Annotated in this window: 15 protein-coding genes; 12 read left to right on the top strand and 3 right to left on the bottom strand. The window is 62.6% G+C overall.

Going from position 1 to position 14,890, the window contains the following annotated elements; all coding sequences use genetic code 11:
* Window positions 1-111: 111 nt before the first annotated feature.
* Window positions 112-888, bottom strand: coding sequence for an enoyl-CoA hydratase (locus NCR38_RS11730; protein ID WP_061121897.1), 777 nt, complete (start codon window positions 886-888; stop codon window positions 112-114).
* A 137-nt stretch (window positions 889-1,025) separates the two neighbouring features.
* Between NCR38_RS11730 and paaN the strand changes: the two genes are divergently transcribed.
* The 4 genes from paaN to paaK all read left to right on the top strand — a co-directional run bounded on the left by paaN (window position 1,026) and on the right by paaK (window position 5,513).
* Window positions 1,026-2,735, top strand: coding sequence for a phenylacetic acid degradation protein PaaN (gene paaN, locus NCR38_RS11735; RefSeq protein ID WP_250477117.1), 1,710 nt, complete (start codon window positions 1,026-1,028; stop codon window positions 2,733-2,735).
* A gap of 154 nt (window positions 2,736-2,889) precedes the next feature.
* Window positions 2,890-3,681, top strand: coding sequence for a 2-(1,2-epoxy-1,2-dihydrophenyl)acetyl-CoA isomerase PaaG (gene paaG / locus NCR38_RS11740; RefSeq protein ID WP_250477118.1), 792 nt, complete (start codon window positions 2,890-2,892; stop codon window positions 3,679-3,681).
* 71 nt (window positions 3,682-3,752) lie between these two features.
* Window positions 3,753-4,139, top strand: coding sequence for a hydroxyphenylacetyl-CoA thioesterase PaaI (gene paaI, locus NCR38_RS11745; RefSeq protein WP_250477124.1), 387 nt, complete (start codon window positions 3,753-3,755; stop codon window positions 4,137-4,139).
* A gap of 69 nt (window positions 4,140-4,208) precedes the next feature.
* Entirely contained in the window at window positions 4,209-5,513 is a 1,305-nt protein-coding gene (paaK, locus tag NCR38_RS11750) for a phenylacetate--CoA ligase PaaK (RefSeq protein ID WP_250477119.1), read from the top strand.
* A 64-nt stretch (window positions 5,514-5,577) separates the two neighbouring features.
* Here paaK and NCR38_RS11755 read toward each other — a convergent pair whose 3' ends face one another.
* Window positions 5,578-6,819 carry a murein transglycosylase A gene (locus NCR38_RS11755; RefSeq protein ID WP_250477120.1) on the bottom strand — a complete coding sequence of 414 codons (1,242 nt, stop codon included), beginning with the start codon at window positions 6,817-6,819 and terminating at the stop codon, window positions 5,578-5,580.
* A gap of 97 nt (window positions 6,820-6,916) precedes the next feature.
* Entirely contained in the window at window positions 6,917-7,291 is a 375-nt protein-coding gene (apaG, locus tag NCR38_RS11760; RefSeq protein WP_035510926.1) for a Co2+/Mg2+ efflux protein ApaG, read from the bottom strand.
* Window positions 7,292-7,548: 257 nt separating this feature from the next.
* Here apaG and rpe point away from each other — a divergent pair, with 257 nt between their 5' ends.
* The 8 genes from rpe (at window position 7,549) to NCR38_RS11800 (ending at window position 14,729) form a co-directional block, all read left to right on the top strand.
* On the top strand, window positions 7,549-8,244 hold the full coding sequence (rpe, locus tag NCR38_RS11765; protein ID WP_061121903.1) for a ribulose-phosphate 3-epimerase: 696 nt from the start codon (window positions 7,549-7,551) through the stop codon (window positions 8,242-8,244).
* Window positions 8,241-8,981, top strand: a complete 741-nt coding sequence (locus NCR38_RS11770) for a phosphoglycolate phosphatase (protein WP_061121904.1) — start codon at window positions 8,241-8,243, stop codon at window positions 8,979-8,981. The genes rpe and NCR38_RS11770 overlap by 4 nt, the downstream gene beginning before the upstream one ends.
* 372 nt (window positions 8,982-9,353) lie before the next feature.
* Window positions 9,354-10,850: an anthranilate synthase component I gene (gene trpE, locus NCR38_RS11775; RefSeq protein WP_061121905.1), complete on the top strand. Its 1,497-nt coding sequence runs from the start codon at window positions 9,354-9,356 to the stop codon at window positions 10,848-10,850.
* 12 nt (window positions 10,851-10,862) lie between these two features.
* A complete protein-coding gene (locus tag NCR38_RS11780; RefSeq protein WP_061121906.1) occupies window positions 10,863-11,447 on the top strand; it encodes an aminodeoxychorismate/anthranilate synthase component II in 585 nt (194 codons plus the stop codon).
* Between the two features lie 4 nt (window positions 11,448-11,451).
* A complete protein-coding gene (gene trpD / locus NCR38_RS11785) occupies window positions 11,452-12,486 on the top strand; it encodes an anthranilate phosphoribosyltransferase (RefSeq protein ID WP_250477121.1) in 1,035 nt (344 codons plus the stop codon).
* 11 nt (window positions 12,487-12,497) lie between these two features.
* Window positions 12,498-13,283, top strand: a complete 786-nt coding sequence (trpC, locus tag NCR38_RS11790) for an indole-3-glycerol phosphate synthase TrpC (RefSeq protein ID WP_061121908.1) — start codon at window positions 12,498-12,500, stop codon at window positions 13,281-13,283.
* 19 nt (window positions 13,284-13,302) lie between these two features.
* Window positions 13,303-13,953 (top strand): CYTH domain-containing protein, encoded by a 651-nt coding sequence (locus NCR38_RS11795; RefSeq protein ID WP_250477122.1) that lies wholly within the window; start codon window positions 13,303-13,305, stop codon window positions 13,951-13,953.
* A complete protein-coding gene (locus tag NCR38_RS11800; RefSeq protein WP_250477123.1) occupies window positions 13,950-14,729 on the top strand; it encodes a uracil-DNA glycosylase in 780 nt (259 codons plus the stop codon). Before NCR38_RS11795 ends, NCR38_RS11800 begins: the two co-directional genes overlap by 4 nt.
* The last annotated feature ends 161 nt before the right edge of the window (window positions 14,730-14,890 follow it).

The raw sequence follows: 14,890 nt of genomic DNA on the forward strand, positions 1-14,890 counted from the left end.
CACACCACCGATACCGCCTCTACTCTCGCTTCCTTCGCGTTCATCGAATCGCGAAGGAACGGAATTCTAGTGAGTGAGACCGAGAAGCGCAAGCGCTTTCTCACCTAATAATCACCGATGCTTGAAGACCGGCTTCCGCTTCTCGACGAACGCCGCCATGCCCTCCTTCTGATCTTCCGTTGCGAACAGCGAATGGAACAAGCGCCTCTCGAAATGCACGCCCTCGGCAAGCGTCGTCTCGTAAGCGCGGTTGACCGCCTCCTTGGCCATCATTACGGCGGGAAGCGAGAAGCCGGCGATGATCGTCGCCGCTTCGACAGCCTCATCGAGCAGGCGATCCGCCCCGACGACCCGCGACACAAGCCCAGCGCGCTCGGCCTCGTCAGCATCCATCATGCGCGCGGTCAGGCAGAGATCCATCGCCTTGGCCTTGGAGACGGCGCGCGGCAAGCGCTGGGTGCCTCCAGCACCTGGGATCACGCCAAGCTTGATCTCCGGTTGACCGAACCGGGCGGTATCGGCTGCGATGACGATGTCGCACATCATCGCAAGTTCGCAGCCGCCGCCGAGCGCGAAGCCCGCGACCGCTGCGATGATGGGTTTGCGAATCGTGCGGATTGTTTCCCAATTGCGCGTGATGTAGTCGCCCTTATAGACATCCATATAGGAATAGCTGGCCATCATGCCAATGTCAGCGCCGGCCGCGAACGCCTTCTCGCTTCCGGTCAAGACGATCGCGCCGATGTTCTCGTCGGCGTCGAAGGCCTTGAGCACCGTGCCCAGTTCGTCCATCAACGCATCGTTGAGCGCATTGAGCGCTTTCGGGCGGTTCAGCGTAATCAGCCCGACCCGACCGCGCGTTTCCACCAGCAGATTCTCGTAAGCCATTCGCTCCTCCTTGGGATCCTCAGGTAAGCCCTAATGAAAAGACGTCGTCACAGCATTCCGATAATGCTACCATTACCAACCAACCGGTCGGTTAATTATTCGGCCCGGCACCTTCCCTTCGTTCTCTTCTCTCGACCATGACACATCCGCTATTCACGAAGCACGAAGCGACGCTCGCCAAAGCGCTCACAGCCATCGAAACGCGCGGCTACTGGAGCCCGTTTGCCGAAATGCCGAGCCCCAAAGTGTACGGGGAAACGGCCAACGCCGATGGAGAAGCCGCGTTCAAAGCCCACTTCGGCAAGACCTTCGAACTCGATCAGCCGTCGACGGACGAGACGGTCGGGAAGGAGCGCTCGCCGTTCGGCATCGCGCTCGACATCCGCTATCCGAAGTCCAGTCCGGACGCGCTCATCCGAGCCGCAGCCGACGCTCAGGCCGACTGGCGCTCTGCCGGGCCACAAGCATGGGTCGGCGTGAGCCTCGAAATTCTTTCGCGTCTGAACCGCGCCAGTTTCGAGATTGCGTACAGCGTGATGCATACGACCGGCCAGGCATTCATGATGGCTTTCCAGGCCGGTGGCCCGCACGCGCAAGACCGCGCGCTCGAAGCCGTCGTCTACGCGTGGGACCAACTGCGCCGCATTCCCGCCGAAGCGCATTGGGAAAAACCGCAAGGCAAGAACCCGCCGCTTGCGATGCACAAGCGCTTCTCCGTCGTCCCGCGCGGCACGGGCCTCGTGCTCGGCTGCTGCACCTTCCCGACCTGGAACGGCTATCCCGGCATGTTCGCCGATCTCGCAACGGGCAACACCGTCATCGTCAAGCCGCACCCAGGCGCGATCCTGCCGCTCGCAATCACGGTGCGCATCGCCCGTGAAGTCCTTCGCGAGGCGGGATTCGATCCAAACGTCGTCACCCTGCTCGCCACCGAACCCAACGACGGCGGGCTGGTTCAAGAACTGGCCGTGCGTCCCGAAATCAAGCTGATCGACTTCACGGGCAGCACGCAAAACGGCACGTGGCTCGAGCGCAATGCGCATCAGGCCCAGGTGTACACCGAAAAGGCCGGCGTGAATCAGATCGTCATCGACTCCGTGGACGACATGAAGGCCGCCGCACGCAACATCGCCTTTTCGCTCGCCCTCTATTCGGGTCAAATGTGCACGGCGCCGCAGAATATCTACGTGCCGCGCGATGGCATACGCACAGCCGACGGCCAGTTGAGCTTCGATGACGTCGCGAAAGCGCTCGCGAGCGCCCTCGAAAAACTAACGTCCGATGCGGCACGCGCTGTCGAACTCACGGGCGCCATTCAGAACGAAGGCGTCGTGGAACGCGTCGCCGAAGCGCGCAAACTTGGCGACGTTCTCCTCGACAGTCAATCGCTCGTGCACCCGGCATTTCCTGAAGCACGCGTGCACACCCCGCTGATGCTCAAGCTCGACGCACGCACCGACGAGGCCAACTTCACCAAGGAATGGTTCGGCCCGATCTCGTTCGTGATCGCGACTGACTCGACCGCGCAATCGCTCGAACTCGCCGGCTCGATCGCACGCACACACGGCGCGTTGACGTTGTCGGTCTACAGCACCGACGACAAGGTCATCGAAGCCGCGCATGAAGCAGCCATTGAAGGCGGCGTCGCGCTCTCGATCAACCTCACCGGCGGCGTTTTCGTCAATCAAACGGCTGCGTTCTCGGACTTCCACGGAACGGGCGCCAATCCGGCAGCCAATGCCGCGCTGTCTGACGCCGCGTTCGTCGCCAATCGCTTCCGCGTGGTGCAGAGCCGAGTTCATGTTGCTCCGAAGGCTGCGCAAGCGGAAGTCGGCCAAACGGCATAAGCCAAACTGCACAACGCGAAGGCCGAACCGCCGTGCAAACGGCTTATGCCATTCGGCCTAATGGAAAGCAGCCGGCTGCGCGGCTAGTATCGGATTGCAAGGAAAACAGGCCGGCACAGCCGCTGCGGCCAGACTCGGCGACGGAGGAGAAGCAATGACAGAGAAGTCCGTGTTGGTCCACGTCGATCGCGAAACGCGCGTCGCGACGTTGACGCTCAATCGACCCGACAAGCTCAACAGCTTCACGCGCGAGATGCATCGTGAACTGAATCGGGTGCTTACTGAAATAGAGGCGGGCAACGCGCGCGCGTTGGTCATTACTGGCGCCGGCCGCGGTTTTTGCGCGGGCCAGGATCTCGCAGATCTGGATTTCACGCCCGGTTCGATCTCGGATCTCGGGGACCTGATCGACGAGCACTTTAATCCGCTCGTCCGACGACTGCAGGCCATGCCGCTGCCTGTCATCGCCGCTGTGAACGGCACCGCCGCTGGCGCGGGCGCGAATCTCGCGATGGCGTGCGACCTCGTCGTCGCGGCGCGATCGGCGAGTTTCATCCAGGCATTCGTGAAGATCGGCCTCGTGCCGGATTCGGGCGGAACCTGGCTCTTGCCGCGCCGCGTCGGTGAAGCGCGCGCGCTCGGCCTCGCGCTGACGGGCGAAAAGCTCAGCGCGGAAAAAGCGGAGGCTTGGGGCATCGTGTGGCGCGTCGTCGACGACGCCGAGTTGCCGCAGGCGGCAGCGCAACTGGCCGCGCAACTTGCGCAGCAGCCGGCGCGTGCGGTCATCGCGATCAAACAGGCGATCCGAGCGGGCGCGAACAAGACTTTCGATCAGCAGCTCGACCTCGAACGCGATCTGCAGCGCGAGCTGGGCGCCTCGCCCGATTACATCGAGGGTGTCGCGGCGTTCAAGGAGAAGCGCGCGCCGCGCTTCGAAGGCCTGTGAGCACCGAATCAATCTGGAATCTGGAGACACTTGTGACGCCACAACAACTCGCGGAAGCCACAGCCAAAGCCATGTACGAAGCGGACGCGTGCACCCGCGCGCTCGGCATCGAGCTGATTGAAGTGCGGCCGGGCTATGCGCGGCTGCAAATGGAAGTGCGCGCCGATTTTCTCAACGGTCATGCGATTTGCCACGGCGGGCTGATGTTCACCCTGGCGGACTCCGCGTTCGCCTTCGCCTGCAATTCATACAACATCAGCACGGTCGCCGCGGGTTGCTCGATCGAGTTTCTACGTCCTGTGCGGGGCGGCGATCGTCTGACTGCCGAGGCGATCGAGCAGACCTTGAGCGGCCGCACGGGCATCTACGACATCCGCGTCACGAATCGGGAAGGCGAAGCGGTCGCAATGTTTCGCGGCAAGTCAGCGCAAATCAGAGGTACCGTGATCCCCGCATGACGGGACTCGTCATATGACGGACGTGGCACGAAAAAGCCGCGCCGCACAGTCAGCATCAAGGAGACAGCAATGACCACACCGCTGCCGCTCGAGCCGATCGAAAAGGCAAGCCGCGACGAACTCGCCGCGCTGCAACTCGAACGCCTCAAATGGACGCTCAAACACGCGTACGAGAATTCCCCCGTCTATCGGCGCAAGTTCGACGAAGCCGGCGTGCATCCGGATGACGTCAACTCGCTTTCGGATCTCGCGCGCTTTCCCTTCACGACCAAAAAGGATCTGCGCGATAACTACCCGTTCGGCATGTTCGCCGTGCCCCAGGAACGCGTCTCGCGCATTCACGCGTCGTCCGGCACGACGGGCAAGCCGACAGTCGTCGGCTACACCGCGCAAGATCTGGACAACTGGGCGAACCTCGTCGCGCGCTCGATCCGCGCCGCCGGCGCGCGGCGTGGTGACAAGGTCCATGTGAGCTACGGTTACGGACTTTTCACCGGCGGACTCGGCGCACATTACGGTGCGGAGCGCGCGGGCCTCACGGTCATTCCCTTCGGCGGCGGTCAGACCGAAAAACAGGTGCAACTGATTCAGGACTTCCGCCCCGACATCATCATGGTCACGCCGAGTTACATGCTCTCGATCGCCGATGAACTCGAGCGCCAGGGCATCGATCCGGCGTCGTGCTCCTTGCGCATCGGCATTTTCGGCGCCGAGCCCTGGACGAACGACATGCGTCGCGCGATCGAGACGCGCATGGGCATCGACGCCGTCGACATTTACGGGCTCTCCGAAGTGATGGGGCCTGGCGTGGCGTCCGAATGCGCGGAGACCAAGGACGGCCCGACGATCTGGGAAGATCATTTTTATCCCGAGATCATCGATCCGGAAACCGGCGAAGTGCTACCCGACGGCGAATTTGGCGAGCTCGTGTTCACATCGCTCACGAAGGAAGCGCTGCCGATCATTCGCTATCGCACGCGCGATCTGACGCGCCTGCTGCCCGGCACCGCTCGCACGATGCGTCGCATGGAGAAAATCACGGGTCGCTCCGACGACATGATGATCGTGCGCGGCGTGAACGTCTTCCCGACGCAGATCGAAGAGTTGCTGCTCAAGCGGCCGGTGCTCGCGCCCCACTATCAGATCGTGCTTACCAAGGAAGGTCCTCTCGACGTTCTCACGCTGAACGTGGAGCCTTGTCCGGAATCGGCGCCAGACATCGCGGCGCTCGACAGCGCGAAGGCCGCGCTCGCCTACGACATCAAGGCGCTGATCGGCGTGAGCGCCGAGGTGAAGGTGCTCGCGGTGAACGGCATCGAACGTTCGGTTGGGAAGGCTCGACGCGTGATCGATCGGCGCAACTTGACGTCATGACGTAAAAAAGCTCGCGAGCCGTAAAAGCCGCGAGCTTTTTTGTCGCCAGCAAAGCACACGAGAATCAGGAGTTCGGCAACAGCAGCCACATCCTGCCGCCCTGCTTCATGCGTCCGGCGAGATCGCCGGCATCGTCGCCGAGACCCCAGAAGTAATCCGCGCGCACGCCGCCCTTGATCGCCGTGCCGGTGTCCTGCGCGAACACGAGGCGGTTCATCGGCTGGTTGCTGAGCGGACGCGTCGTCTGAAGAAAGACGGGCGTGCCGAGCGGGATCGCCGAGGGATCGACCGCGATCGAACGTTCAGGCGTGAGCGGCACGCCGAGCGCACCGACGGGCCCGTCACCGAGACTTGCGGGCATCGTTTCGTTCGCGGGCATTTCGCGGAAGAAGACGAAGCGCGGATTCACGTCCAGCAGCGCGTCGACACGCGCCGGGTTCGCCTTCGCCCACGCCTTGATGCCTTGCATCGTTGCTTGCGCGGGCGCGAGCTCGCCGCGATCGAGCAGTTCCTTGCCGATCGACCGGTACGGCTGATTGTTCGTGCCGCCGAAGCCGACGCGCATGACGCTGCCATCTTCCATCTTTACGCGTCCGGACCCCTGCACTTGCAGGAAGAACACCTCGATCGGATCGTCGACCCACACGAGCTCGTTGCCGTTCAATACGCCCGAACGTTCGAGCTGCGCGCGCGCAGGCAACGCGGAGCCGGGCTTATAGCGGTATGGCCAGCGATACAGCGCGTACTGATATGGCCCGTGACGCGTGCGCGAGCCGCGCAGCAGCGGCTCGTAGTAGCCGGTCACGAGACCGTCGAGCGTGCCGTCGGTGTTGGCAAGCTGGAAGGGCGTGAAATAGGTTTCGAAGAAGCTGCGCGCCGCCGACATATCCAGGTCGTCGAGCCGCAACGCCGCCGTGCACGCCTTCTGCCAGTTGGCCTGTCGCGCGAGCCGGCTGCAGTTCTGACGCAGCGCGGCTGTCGCGCCGATCAGCGAATCGTCCTGCCAGCCCGGCACCTGCTGCCAGCTCACTGCGGTTAGCCGCGACGCGGAGCGCTGTCCGGGAACGATCGGCGTGCCAGTCGCCGTGCTCGCGCCCGGCTTCACGTAGTTGCCGCCTCCGCACGAGGCGAGCAGGACAGCGGTTGCAATCGATGCGGCCCAGGCCGCTGCTCGTGCGGTCGGCCGCACGAAACGCATACAATGCTCGTTCTTGATGGGAACCGCCATGTCTGATCTGTTCGACGAATATCCAATGCTTATTTTTGCGCTCGAGTCGCTCGTGGCGCTCGCCTTGCTGATCTTCATCGTCGTGTGGACGGCATCGGGCAAGAAGAAGAACCAGAACCGCTCGAACGATCCGGCGAAACGCCGCTGATATGCGTCACGCGCCGCCGGTTACAGCTCAATGGAGCGTGCGCGGCATATGCAATGCGAATTCCGCTACAGGCGCCTCGAAACGCTCGCCGTCTTCAGCCACGCAGAAATACTCTCCGCGCATCGTGCCGACCGGCGTTGCGATCACGGCCCAACTCGTGTATTCGAACTGCTCGCCCGGAGGCAGAAGCGGCTGATGCCCGACGACGCCGAGCCCCTTCACTTCCTGCACGTGATCGTTGCTGTCGGTAATGATCCAGTGTCGCGAGATCAATTGCGCCGCGACCTGACCGGTATTGCGAATCGTCAGCGTGTAGGCGAATGCGTACTGACGGCTATCCGGGTCGGACTGTTCGGGCAAATACCGCGTCTCCACGGAAACGCTGAATTCGTACTGGCTCATCGTTGTTCCAATATCAGTTCGACTGGTCGCTGCCTCACCGGACAAAAGCGCGGACAAAAGCACGGACGAAAACCGCGGACGAAAAGCGCGCGACCGCGCCATCATTGGTCTGGCATTCTGCTTGATGCGAGCGGCGCCCGCAACACGATTGGCGCCCGACGACATGTTCGCACGCGATCCATTGGCCATTCGGACGAAGGACTCGAAGGAAAACGCGGGTTAAAATCACTGCTTTAAGCCGCTACCCGCATACGTCCATGGCGCAATTCCACATCGCTCCCAGTATCCTCTCCGCCGACTTTTCCCGCCTGGGCGAGGAAGTCCGCAACGTCGTCGCCGCCGGCGCCGACTGGATCCACTTCGACGTCATGGACAACCACTACGTGCCGAATCTCACGATCGGCCCGCTAGTGTGCGAAGCCATCCGCCCGCACGTGGACGTGCCCATCGACGTGCATCTCATGGTGCGCCCGGTCGACCGCATCGTGCCGGATTTCGCGAAAGCCGGCGCCAATATGATCAGTTTCCACCCGGAAGGTTCGGATCACATCGACCGCACGCTGTCGCTGATCCGCGATCACGGCTGCAAGGCGGGTCTCGTGTTCAATCCCGCGACGCCGCTCAATTACCTCGACCACGTGATGGACAAGGTCGATCTCGTGCTGATCATGTCGGTCAATCCGGGATTCGGCGGGCAATCGTTCATTCCCGAGGCGCTCAACAAGTTGCGCGAGGCGCGCGCGCGCATCGATGCGTATCGCGATCGCACGGGGCGCGAGATTCATCTGGAAGTCGACGGCGGCGTGAAGATCGACAACATCGCGGAAATCGCCGAAGCCGGCGCGGATTCGTTCGTCGCCGGCTCCGCCATCTTCGGCAAACCGGACTACAAGGAGGTCATCGACGCGATGCGCGCGGAACTGGCCACGGTCGAATCGGGAGCGAAGGAATGAGTGAGCTCGCAGCGGCGCAGTCGCCTTTTGTGAACCGCCCGATCCGGGCCGCCATCATCGACCTCGACGGCACGATGGTCGACACCGCGGATGATTTCGTCGCCGCATTGAACGCGATGCTCGCGCGCATCGGCATCGCACAGCCGGTCACACGCGATGAAGTTACGGACTACGTCGGCAAGGGTTCGGAGAATCTGATTCGCAGCGTGCTCGCGGTGCGCCTGTCGCCGTTGCAAGCGGCCGCGCAATTCGATGACGCGCTCGCGATCTATCAGAGCGAATACGCGAAGGTCAACGGCAAGCACTCGGCACTCTTCCCGGAAGTGAAGGAAGGCCTCGAAGCGATGCGCGAAAGCGGCGTCCTGCTCGCGTGCGTCACCAACAAGCCGCATCGGTTCGCCGTGGAGTTGCTCGCGCACTTCGGCATCGCGGATTTCTTCAAGGTGATTCTCGGCGGCGATTCTCTGCCCGCGAAGAAGCCCGATCCGCTGCCGATGCTCACCGCATGCGAACGCCTGGACGTCTTGCCGCGCGAAACCGTGGCGGTCGGCGATTCGGAAAATGATGCGCTCGCGGGTCGTGCCGCCGGCCTCGCGACACTGACCGTTCCGTATGGCTACAACCATGGGAAACCTGTGCAATCGGTGAAATCCGATGGTATAGTTTCCTCGCTGCGCACCGCAGCGCTGGCGATAGCCGCCACTCTGGCGCCGCCGGATGCAACACTCACTGAATAAGTCCATCCATTCATGTTTCTCAACAGAAAACGGAGTCTGAGCAGCATCGACCGGGGAGCCTGGCCCTGGCGTCGCTGGTCGCGCTAACCTCGCCCGAGGTTCGCTGAAGCCATGTCGCGTTTTGCTTCATCTGCTTCGGCATCCGTTTTTTGTTTCGCTGCGCATTCCGCGCCGTTTCCGTTGATTCGCTGTATATCGAGCCTCGCTCAGGCACGCGTCGTGTCGTGCTGCGCGAGTCGCCTTACCCGCTTCGGCAATTCGAAGCGGCGGGGCCGCCGTATGCGATCATCACGGGACTCGACCGACCGCAGCGCCCTGCACTCCCCGATGCCGCGCCACCCCTGAAAGCGCGCGTCGCTCAAGGATCGCAACATGACCGAACTCGAATTCCAATCGCTGGCGAACGAAGGCTACAACCGCATTCCGCTCATCGCCGAAGCCCTCGCCGATCTCGAAACGCCGCTCTCGCTTTACCTCAAGCTCGCGCAGACCGAGCGCAACGGCGCGAACTCGTTCCTGCTGGAATCCGTCGTGGGCGGCGAGCGGTTCGGGCGCTACTCGTTCATCGGCCTGCCTGCCCGCACGACCGTGAGCGTGCGCAACGGCAAGACGCAAGTCGTCACGGACGGCAACGTCGTCGAAACGGATGACGGCGATCCGCTCGCGTTTATCGAGCAATTTCAAAAGCGCTTCAAAGTCGCGACGCGCCCCGGCTTGCCGCGCTTCTGCGGTGGTCTCGCCGGCTATTTCGGTTATGACGCGGTGCGCTACATCGAGAAAAAGCTCGCGCACACCGCACCGCCCGACGATCTCGACCTGCCCGACATTCAACTGCTGCTGACCGAAGAAGTCGCGGTCATCGACAACCTCGCGGGCAAGCTCTATCTGATCGTCTACGCCGATCCGACCAGGCCGGAAGCGTATGCCAAAGCGAAGCATCGTCTGCGCGAACTGCGCGCGCGGCTGCGTACGACGGTTCAACCGCCGGTGACGTCCGCGAGCGTGCGCACTGAAACGTACCGCGAGTTCAAGAAGGATGACTATCTGAACGCCGTGCGCAAGGCGAAGGAATACATCGCGGCTGGCGAGCTGATGCAGGTGCAGGTCGGCCAGCGCCTCATCAAGCCGTTCCGCGACAATCCGCTTTCGCTGTATCGCGCGCTGCGTTCGCTGAATCCGTCGCCGTACATGTACTACTACAACTTCGGCGGCGAAATGCACGTGGTCGGCGCGTCGCCGGAAATTCTCGTGCGTCAGGAAAAGCGCGCGGACGATCGCATCGTGACGATTCGTCCGCTCGCCGGCACCCGTCCGCGCGGCAACACGCCCGAGCGCGACGCCGAGCTCGCCACCGAACTGCTGAACGATCCGAAGGAAATCGCCGAGCATGTGATGCTGATCGACCTCGCGCGCAACGACGTCGGCCGCATTGCGCAGACCGGCTCGGTTTCCGTGACGGACAAGATGATCATCGAGAAGTACTCGCACGTGCAGCACATCGTGAGCTCGGTCGAAGGCAAGCTCAAAGACGGCATGAATAACTACGACGTGCTGCGCGCGACCTTCCCCGCCGGCACGCTGTCCGGCGCGCCGAAGGTCCGCGCGATGGAACTCATCGACGAACTGGAGCCGGTCAAGCGCGGTCTTTACGGCGGCGCAGTCGGTTATCTGTCGTTCAGCGGCGAAATGGATCTCGCGATCGCGATTCGCACCGGCCTGATCCACAAAGGCAATCTCTACGTTCAGGCGGCAGCGGGCGTCGTCGCCGATTCGGTGCCCGAATCCGAATGGCAGGAAACGGAGAACAAGGCGCGCGCCGTGCTGCGCGCCGCCGAGCAAGTGCAAGACGGCCTCGACAGCGACTTCTGAGGAGACAAGACCATGCTGCTGATGATCGACAACTACGATTCCTTCACCTACAACCTGGTCCAGTACTTCGGCGAACTCGGCGAGGACGTGCGCACCTATCGCAACGACGAAATCACGCTCGACGCTATCGCGAAGCTCAACCCCGAGCGCATCTGCCTCTCGCCGGGACCGAGCAATCCGCAACACGCGGGCATCACGCTCGACGTATTGCGCGAATTCTCCGGCAAGCTGCCGATTCTCGGCGTGTGCCTCGGCCATCAGGCGATCGGCGAGGCATTCGGCGGGCGCGTCGTGCGCGCGCAGACGATCATGCACGGCAAGGTCAGTCAGATCGAGACGGACTGTAAAGGCGTGTTCGCCGATCTGCCTAAACACTTCAACGTGACGCGCTATCACTCGCTGGCAATTGAGCGCGAGTCTTTGCCCGACTGTCTCGAGGTGTCCGCATGGACGCCGGACGGCGAGATCATGGGCGTGCGTCACAAGGAACTCGAAGTGGAAGGCGTGCAGTTCCATCCGGAATCGATTCTGTCCGAGCACGGCCACGCGCTTCTGGAAAACTTCGTGAAGAACTCATCCACCGGCAAGCGGGCTTAAGAACATGACAATCACCGCACAGGAAGCGCTGCAACGCACGATCGAGCATCGCGAGATTTTTCACGACGAAATGCTGCACCTGATGCGCCAGATCATGCGCGGCGAGATGTCGCCCGTCATGGCGGCCGCGATCATCACCGGCTTGCGCGTGAAGAAGGAAACCATCGGCGAGATCGCGGCGGCCGCGACCGTGATGCGCGAGTTCGCGAATCATGTCGAAGTCGAGGACAACTCGCATTTCGTCGATATCGTCGGCACGGGCGGCGACGGCTCGCACACGTTCAACATCTCCACCGCGTCGATGTTCGTTGCGGCCGCGGCGGGCGCGAAGGTCGCAAAGCACGGCAACCGCGGCGTGTCTAGCAAGTCGGGCAGCGCGGACGTACTCGAAGCGCTCGGCGTGAACATCGATCTGACACCGGAACAAGTGGCCGCGTCGATTGCCGAAACCGGCATGGGCTTCATGTTCGCGCCGAACCATCATCCGGCGATGAAGAACATCGCGCCCGTGCGCCGCGAACTGGGCGTGCGGACCATTTTCAATATTCTCGGGCCGCTGACGAACCCGGCCGCCGCGCCGAACCAGCTTCAGGGCGTATTTCACGAAGACCTCGTCGGCATTCAGGTTCGCGTGATGCAGCGTCTCGGCGCGAAACACGTGCTGGTGGTGTACGGCAAGGACGGCATGGACGAAGTGTCGCTCGGCGCCGCGACGAAAGTCGGCGAACTGAAGAACGGTGAAGTGACCGAGTACGAGATTCATCCTGAGGATTTCGGCCTGCAGATGGTGTCGAACCGCTCGTTGAAGGTGCAGGACGCGCAGGAATCGAAGGCCATGCTGCTCGGCGCGCTGAACAACAAGGCGGGCGTGGCGCGCGAAATCGTCACCTTGAATGCCGGCACGGCGCTTTATGCCGCGGACGTCGTCGATTCGATCGACGCGGGCATGGCCGCCGCGCGCGAAGCGATTGCGAGCGGCGCCGCACGCGAAAAGATTGAAGCGCTCGTGAAATTCACGCAGCAGTTTGCGAAGAAATAACGGAAGCCAACATGAGTGACATTCTGGATCGCATCATCGCGGTCAAGCGCGAGGAAATTCGCGCCGCCGAACAAAGCGCGCCGCTCGAAGAGCTGAAACTCGAAGCCAGCGCGCGCGACCTTCGCGATTTCGTCGGCGCATTGCGGGCGAAACATGCGGCGAATCAGGCCGCGGTCATTGCCGAAGTGAAGAAAGCGAGTCCGTCGAAGGGCGTGCTGCGCGAGCACTTCGTGCCTGCCGATATCGCGCGCTCGTACGAAAAAGGCGGCGCCGCGTGCCTTTCCGTCCTCACCGACGTGCAGTTCTTCAAGGGCAGCGTCGCCTATCTGGAAGAAGCGCGCGCCGCGTGCAGCCTGCCGGTGCTGCGCAAGGACTTCATCATCGATCCGTATCAGATCATCGAAGCGCGCGCGATGGGCGCGGACTGCATCCTGCTGATCGCGGCCGCGCTCGAACTCTCGCAAATGCAGGATCTCGAAGCCTACGCGCACTCGCTCGGGCTCGCGGTGCTGGTCGAAGTGCACGACGCCGACGAACTGCGCGATGCGCTCACGCTGAAGACACCGCTCATCGGCATTAATAATCGCAATCTGCGCACGTTCGAGACGACGATCGACACGACCATCGGCATGCTGGAATCGGTGCCGGATGACCGCATCGTCGTGACGGAATCCGGCATTCTGTCGCGCCTCGATGTCGACCGGCTGCGAGCGATGCGCGTGCATACGTTCCTCGTCGGCGAAGCGTTCATGCGCGCCGACGATCCGGGCGCGGAACTCGCACGCATGTTCTTCTGATTTCACCGACAGGAACCGCATGGGCATCGAACGGGAACTCAAGCTCGCGCTCGCGCCGTCGCAACATGACGACGTCGCGCGCTTCTTCGACGAGCGCACGGGCGCGGGCAAGCCGATCGAGCTTGCCAACGTCTATTTCGATACGCCGGACTGCGCGCTCGCGAAGGCGAAGTCCGCGCTGCGCCTGCGCCGCACGCCGGAGCAATGGCTGCAGACGTTCAAGACGCTCGGCAAATCGGTCGCGGGTTTGAGCAACCGTCACGAGTGGGAATTGCCCGTCGAAGGCGAAGCGCTCGAAATCGACGCCCTGATCGCCGCTTGCGACGACGACACCGCACGCGAAGCGCTGGCACGCGCCGCGCCCGGTCTGATCGCGCTCTTCAAGACCGACTTCAGGCGCATCGTGTGGGATATCGAGCGGGAAGGTTCGCAGATCGAAGTCGCGCTGGATGTCGGCCAGATCACCGCCGACGTCGACGGCGAGACGCGTCGCGCGGACATCAGCGAACTGGAACTGGAACTGAAGTCCGGCGAAGAAACCGCGCTTTCGATGCTCGCCGCCGAATTGCGCGGCGCGTTTCCCGAACTCGTTCCCGAGGATCTCAGCAAAGCCCAGCGCGGATATCTGCTGCGCGGACAGCCCGAAAAAAACCGCAACGCCCGAGCATGAGCCAACAGCCGTCCCTTTTCGCGGATAACGAATCCGCGCCTGCGTCGACTTTCGCGACGCTCGAAAGCCAGTTCGAAGCGCTGCCCGCCGACTGGCGCACGCATCTGAAGCCTTTCATCGAAAGCAAGCACTACGCCGCGTTGTGCGCATTCGTCGATGACGAGCGCGCCGCCGGCAAGACAGTTTATCCCGCCGATGTTTTCCGCGCGCTGCGTCTCACGAATCCCGGCGACGTGAAAGTCGTGATTCTCGGGCAAGACCCGTATCACGGCGAGGACAAGGGTGCGCCGCAAGCGCACGGCCTGGCGTTCTCGGTGCCCGCGCCGGTGCGTCCGCCGCCTTCGTTGCGCAACATCTTCAAGGAGATTCACGCAAGTCTCGGGTTTCCCGCGCCCGCGCACGGTTGTCTCGATTCGTGGGCGAAGCAAGGCGTGCTGCTGCTCAACACGTCGCTGACGGTCGAGCGCGACAAAGCCGGCAGCCACGCGAAACGCGGCTGGGAGCAATGCACCGATACGCTGATCCACGAAATGGCGCAGCGTCACGACGGGCTCGTGTTCATGCTGTGGGGTGCGCACGCGCAGGCAAAGCGCGGTTTGATCGAAGGCACGGGGAAATCGCATTGCGTGCTGGAGGCGGCGCATCCTTCACCGTTGTCGGCGTATCGCGGATTTTTCGGCTGCGGACATTTCGCGCGCGCGAACGAATACCTGACCGAGTACGGGCGTGAGGCAATCGACTGGCGCTTGCCCGCCGAGCCGGAATTGCTCGCTTGAACGCAAAAAAACCCCGCATAAGCGGTAATGCCGTTCAGTTAAGGTCTTTTCTTAGATAACGAACGGTGTACCGTTTAGGGCGGGATTTGACGACCCGGTCGCATGCGCGTCCGGGTCGTTTTTCGTTGGGGAGAGACTTGAGCCTTTCGCGCAGGCGCTGA

The sequence above is a fragment of the Caballeronia sp. INML1 genome (assembly GCF_023631085.1).
Lineage (GTDB): Bacteria > Pseudomonadota > Gammaproteobacteria > Burkholderiales > Burkholderiaceae > Caballeronia > Caballeronia turbans.

Excerpts from the sequence above, each read along its gene's own strand:
- NCR38_RS11730 (WP_061121897.1), bottom strand. The coding sequence starts at position 888 with ATGGCTTACGAGAATCTGCTGGTGGAAACGCGCGGTCGGGTCGGGCTG.
- paaN (WP_250477117.1), top strand. The coding sequence starts at position 1,026 with ATGACACATCCGCTATTCACGAAGCACGAAGCGACGCTCGCCAAAGCG.
- paaG (WP_250477118.1), top strand. The coding sequence starts at position 2,890 with ATGACAGAGAAGTCCGTGTTGGTCCACGTCGATCGCGAAACGCGCGTC.
- paaI (WP_250477124.1), top strand. The coding sequence starts at position 3,753 with ATGTACGAAGCGGACGCGTGCACCCGCGCGCTCGGCATCGAGCTGATT.
- paaK (WP_250477119.1), top strand. The coding sequence starts at position 4,209 with ATGACCACACCGCTGCCGCTCGAGCCGATCGAAAAGGCAAGCCGCGAC.
- NCR38_RS11755 (WP_250477120.1), bottom strand. The coding sequence starts at position 6,819 with ATGAAGATCAGCAAGGCGAGCGCCACGAGCGACTCGAGCGCAAAAATA.
- apaG (WP_035510926.1), bottom strand. The coding sequence starts at position 7,291 with ATGAGCCAGTACGAATTCAGCGTTTCCGTGGAGACGCGGTATTTGCCC.
- rpe (WP_061121903.1), top strand. The coding sequence starts at position 7,549 with ATGGCGCAATTCCACATCGCTCCCAGTATCCTCTCCGCCGACTTTTCC.
- NCR38_RS11770 (WP_061121904.1), top strand. The coding sequence starts at position 8,241 with ATGAGTGAGCTCGCAGCGGCGCAGTCGCCTTTTGTGAACCGCCCGATC.
- trpE (WP_061121905.1), top strand. The coding sequence starts at position 9,354 with ATGACCGAACTCGAATTCCAATCGCTGGCGAACGAAGGCTACAACCGC.
- NCR38_RS11780 (WP_061121906.1), top strand. The coding sequence starts at position 10,863 with ATGCTGCTGATGATCGACAACTACGATTCCTTCACCTACAACCTGGTC.
- trpD (WP_250477121.1), top strand. The coding sequence starts at position 11,452 with ATGACAATCACCGCACAGGAAGCGCTGCAACGCACGATCGAGCATCGC.
- trpC (WP_061121908.1), top strand. The coding sequence starts at position 12,498 with ATGAGTGACATTCTGGATCGCATCATCGCGGTCAAGCGCGAGGAAATT.
- NCR38_RS11795 (WP_250477122.1), top strand. The coding sequence starts at position 13,303 with ATGGGCATCGAACGGGAACTCAAGCTCGCGCTCGCGCCGTCGCAACAT.
- NCR38_RS11800 (WP_250477123.1), top strand. The coding sequence starts at position 13,950 with ATGAGCCAACAGCCGTCCCTTTTCGCGGATAACGAATCCGCGCCTGCG.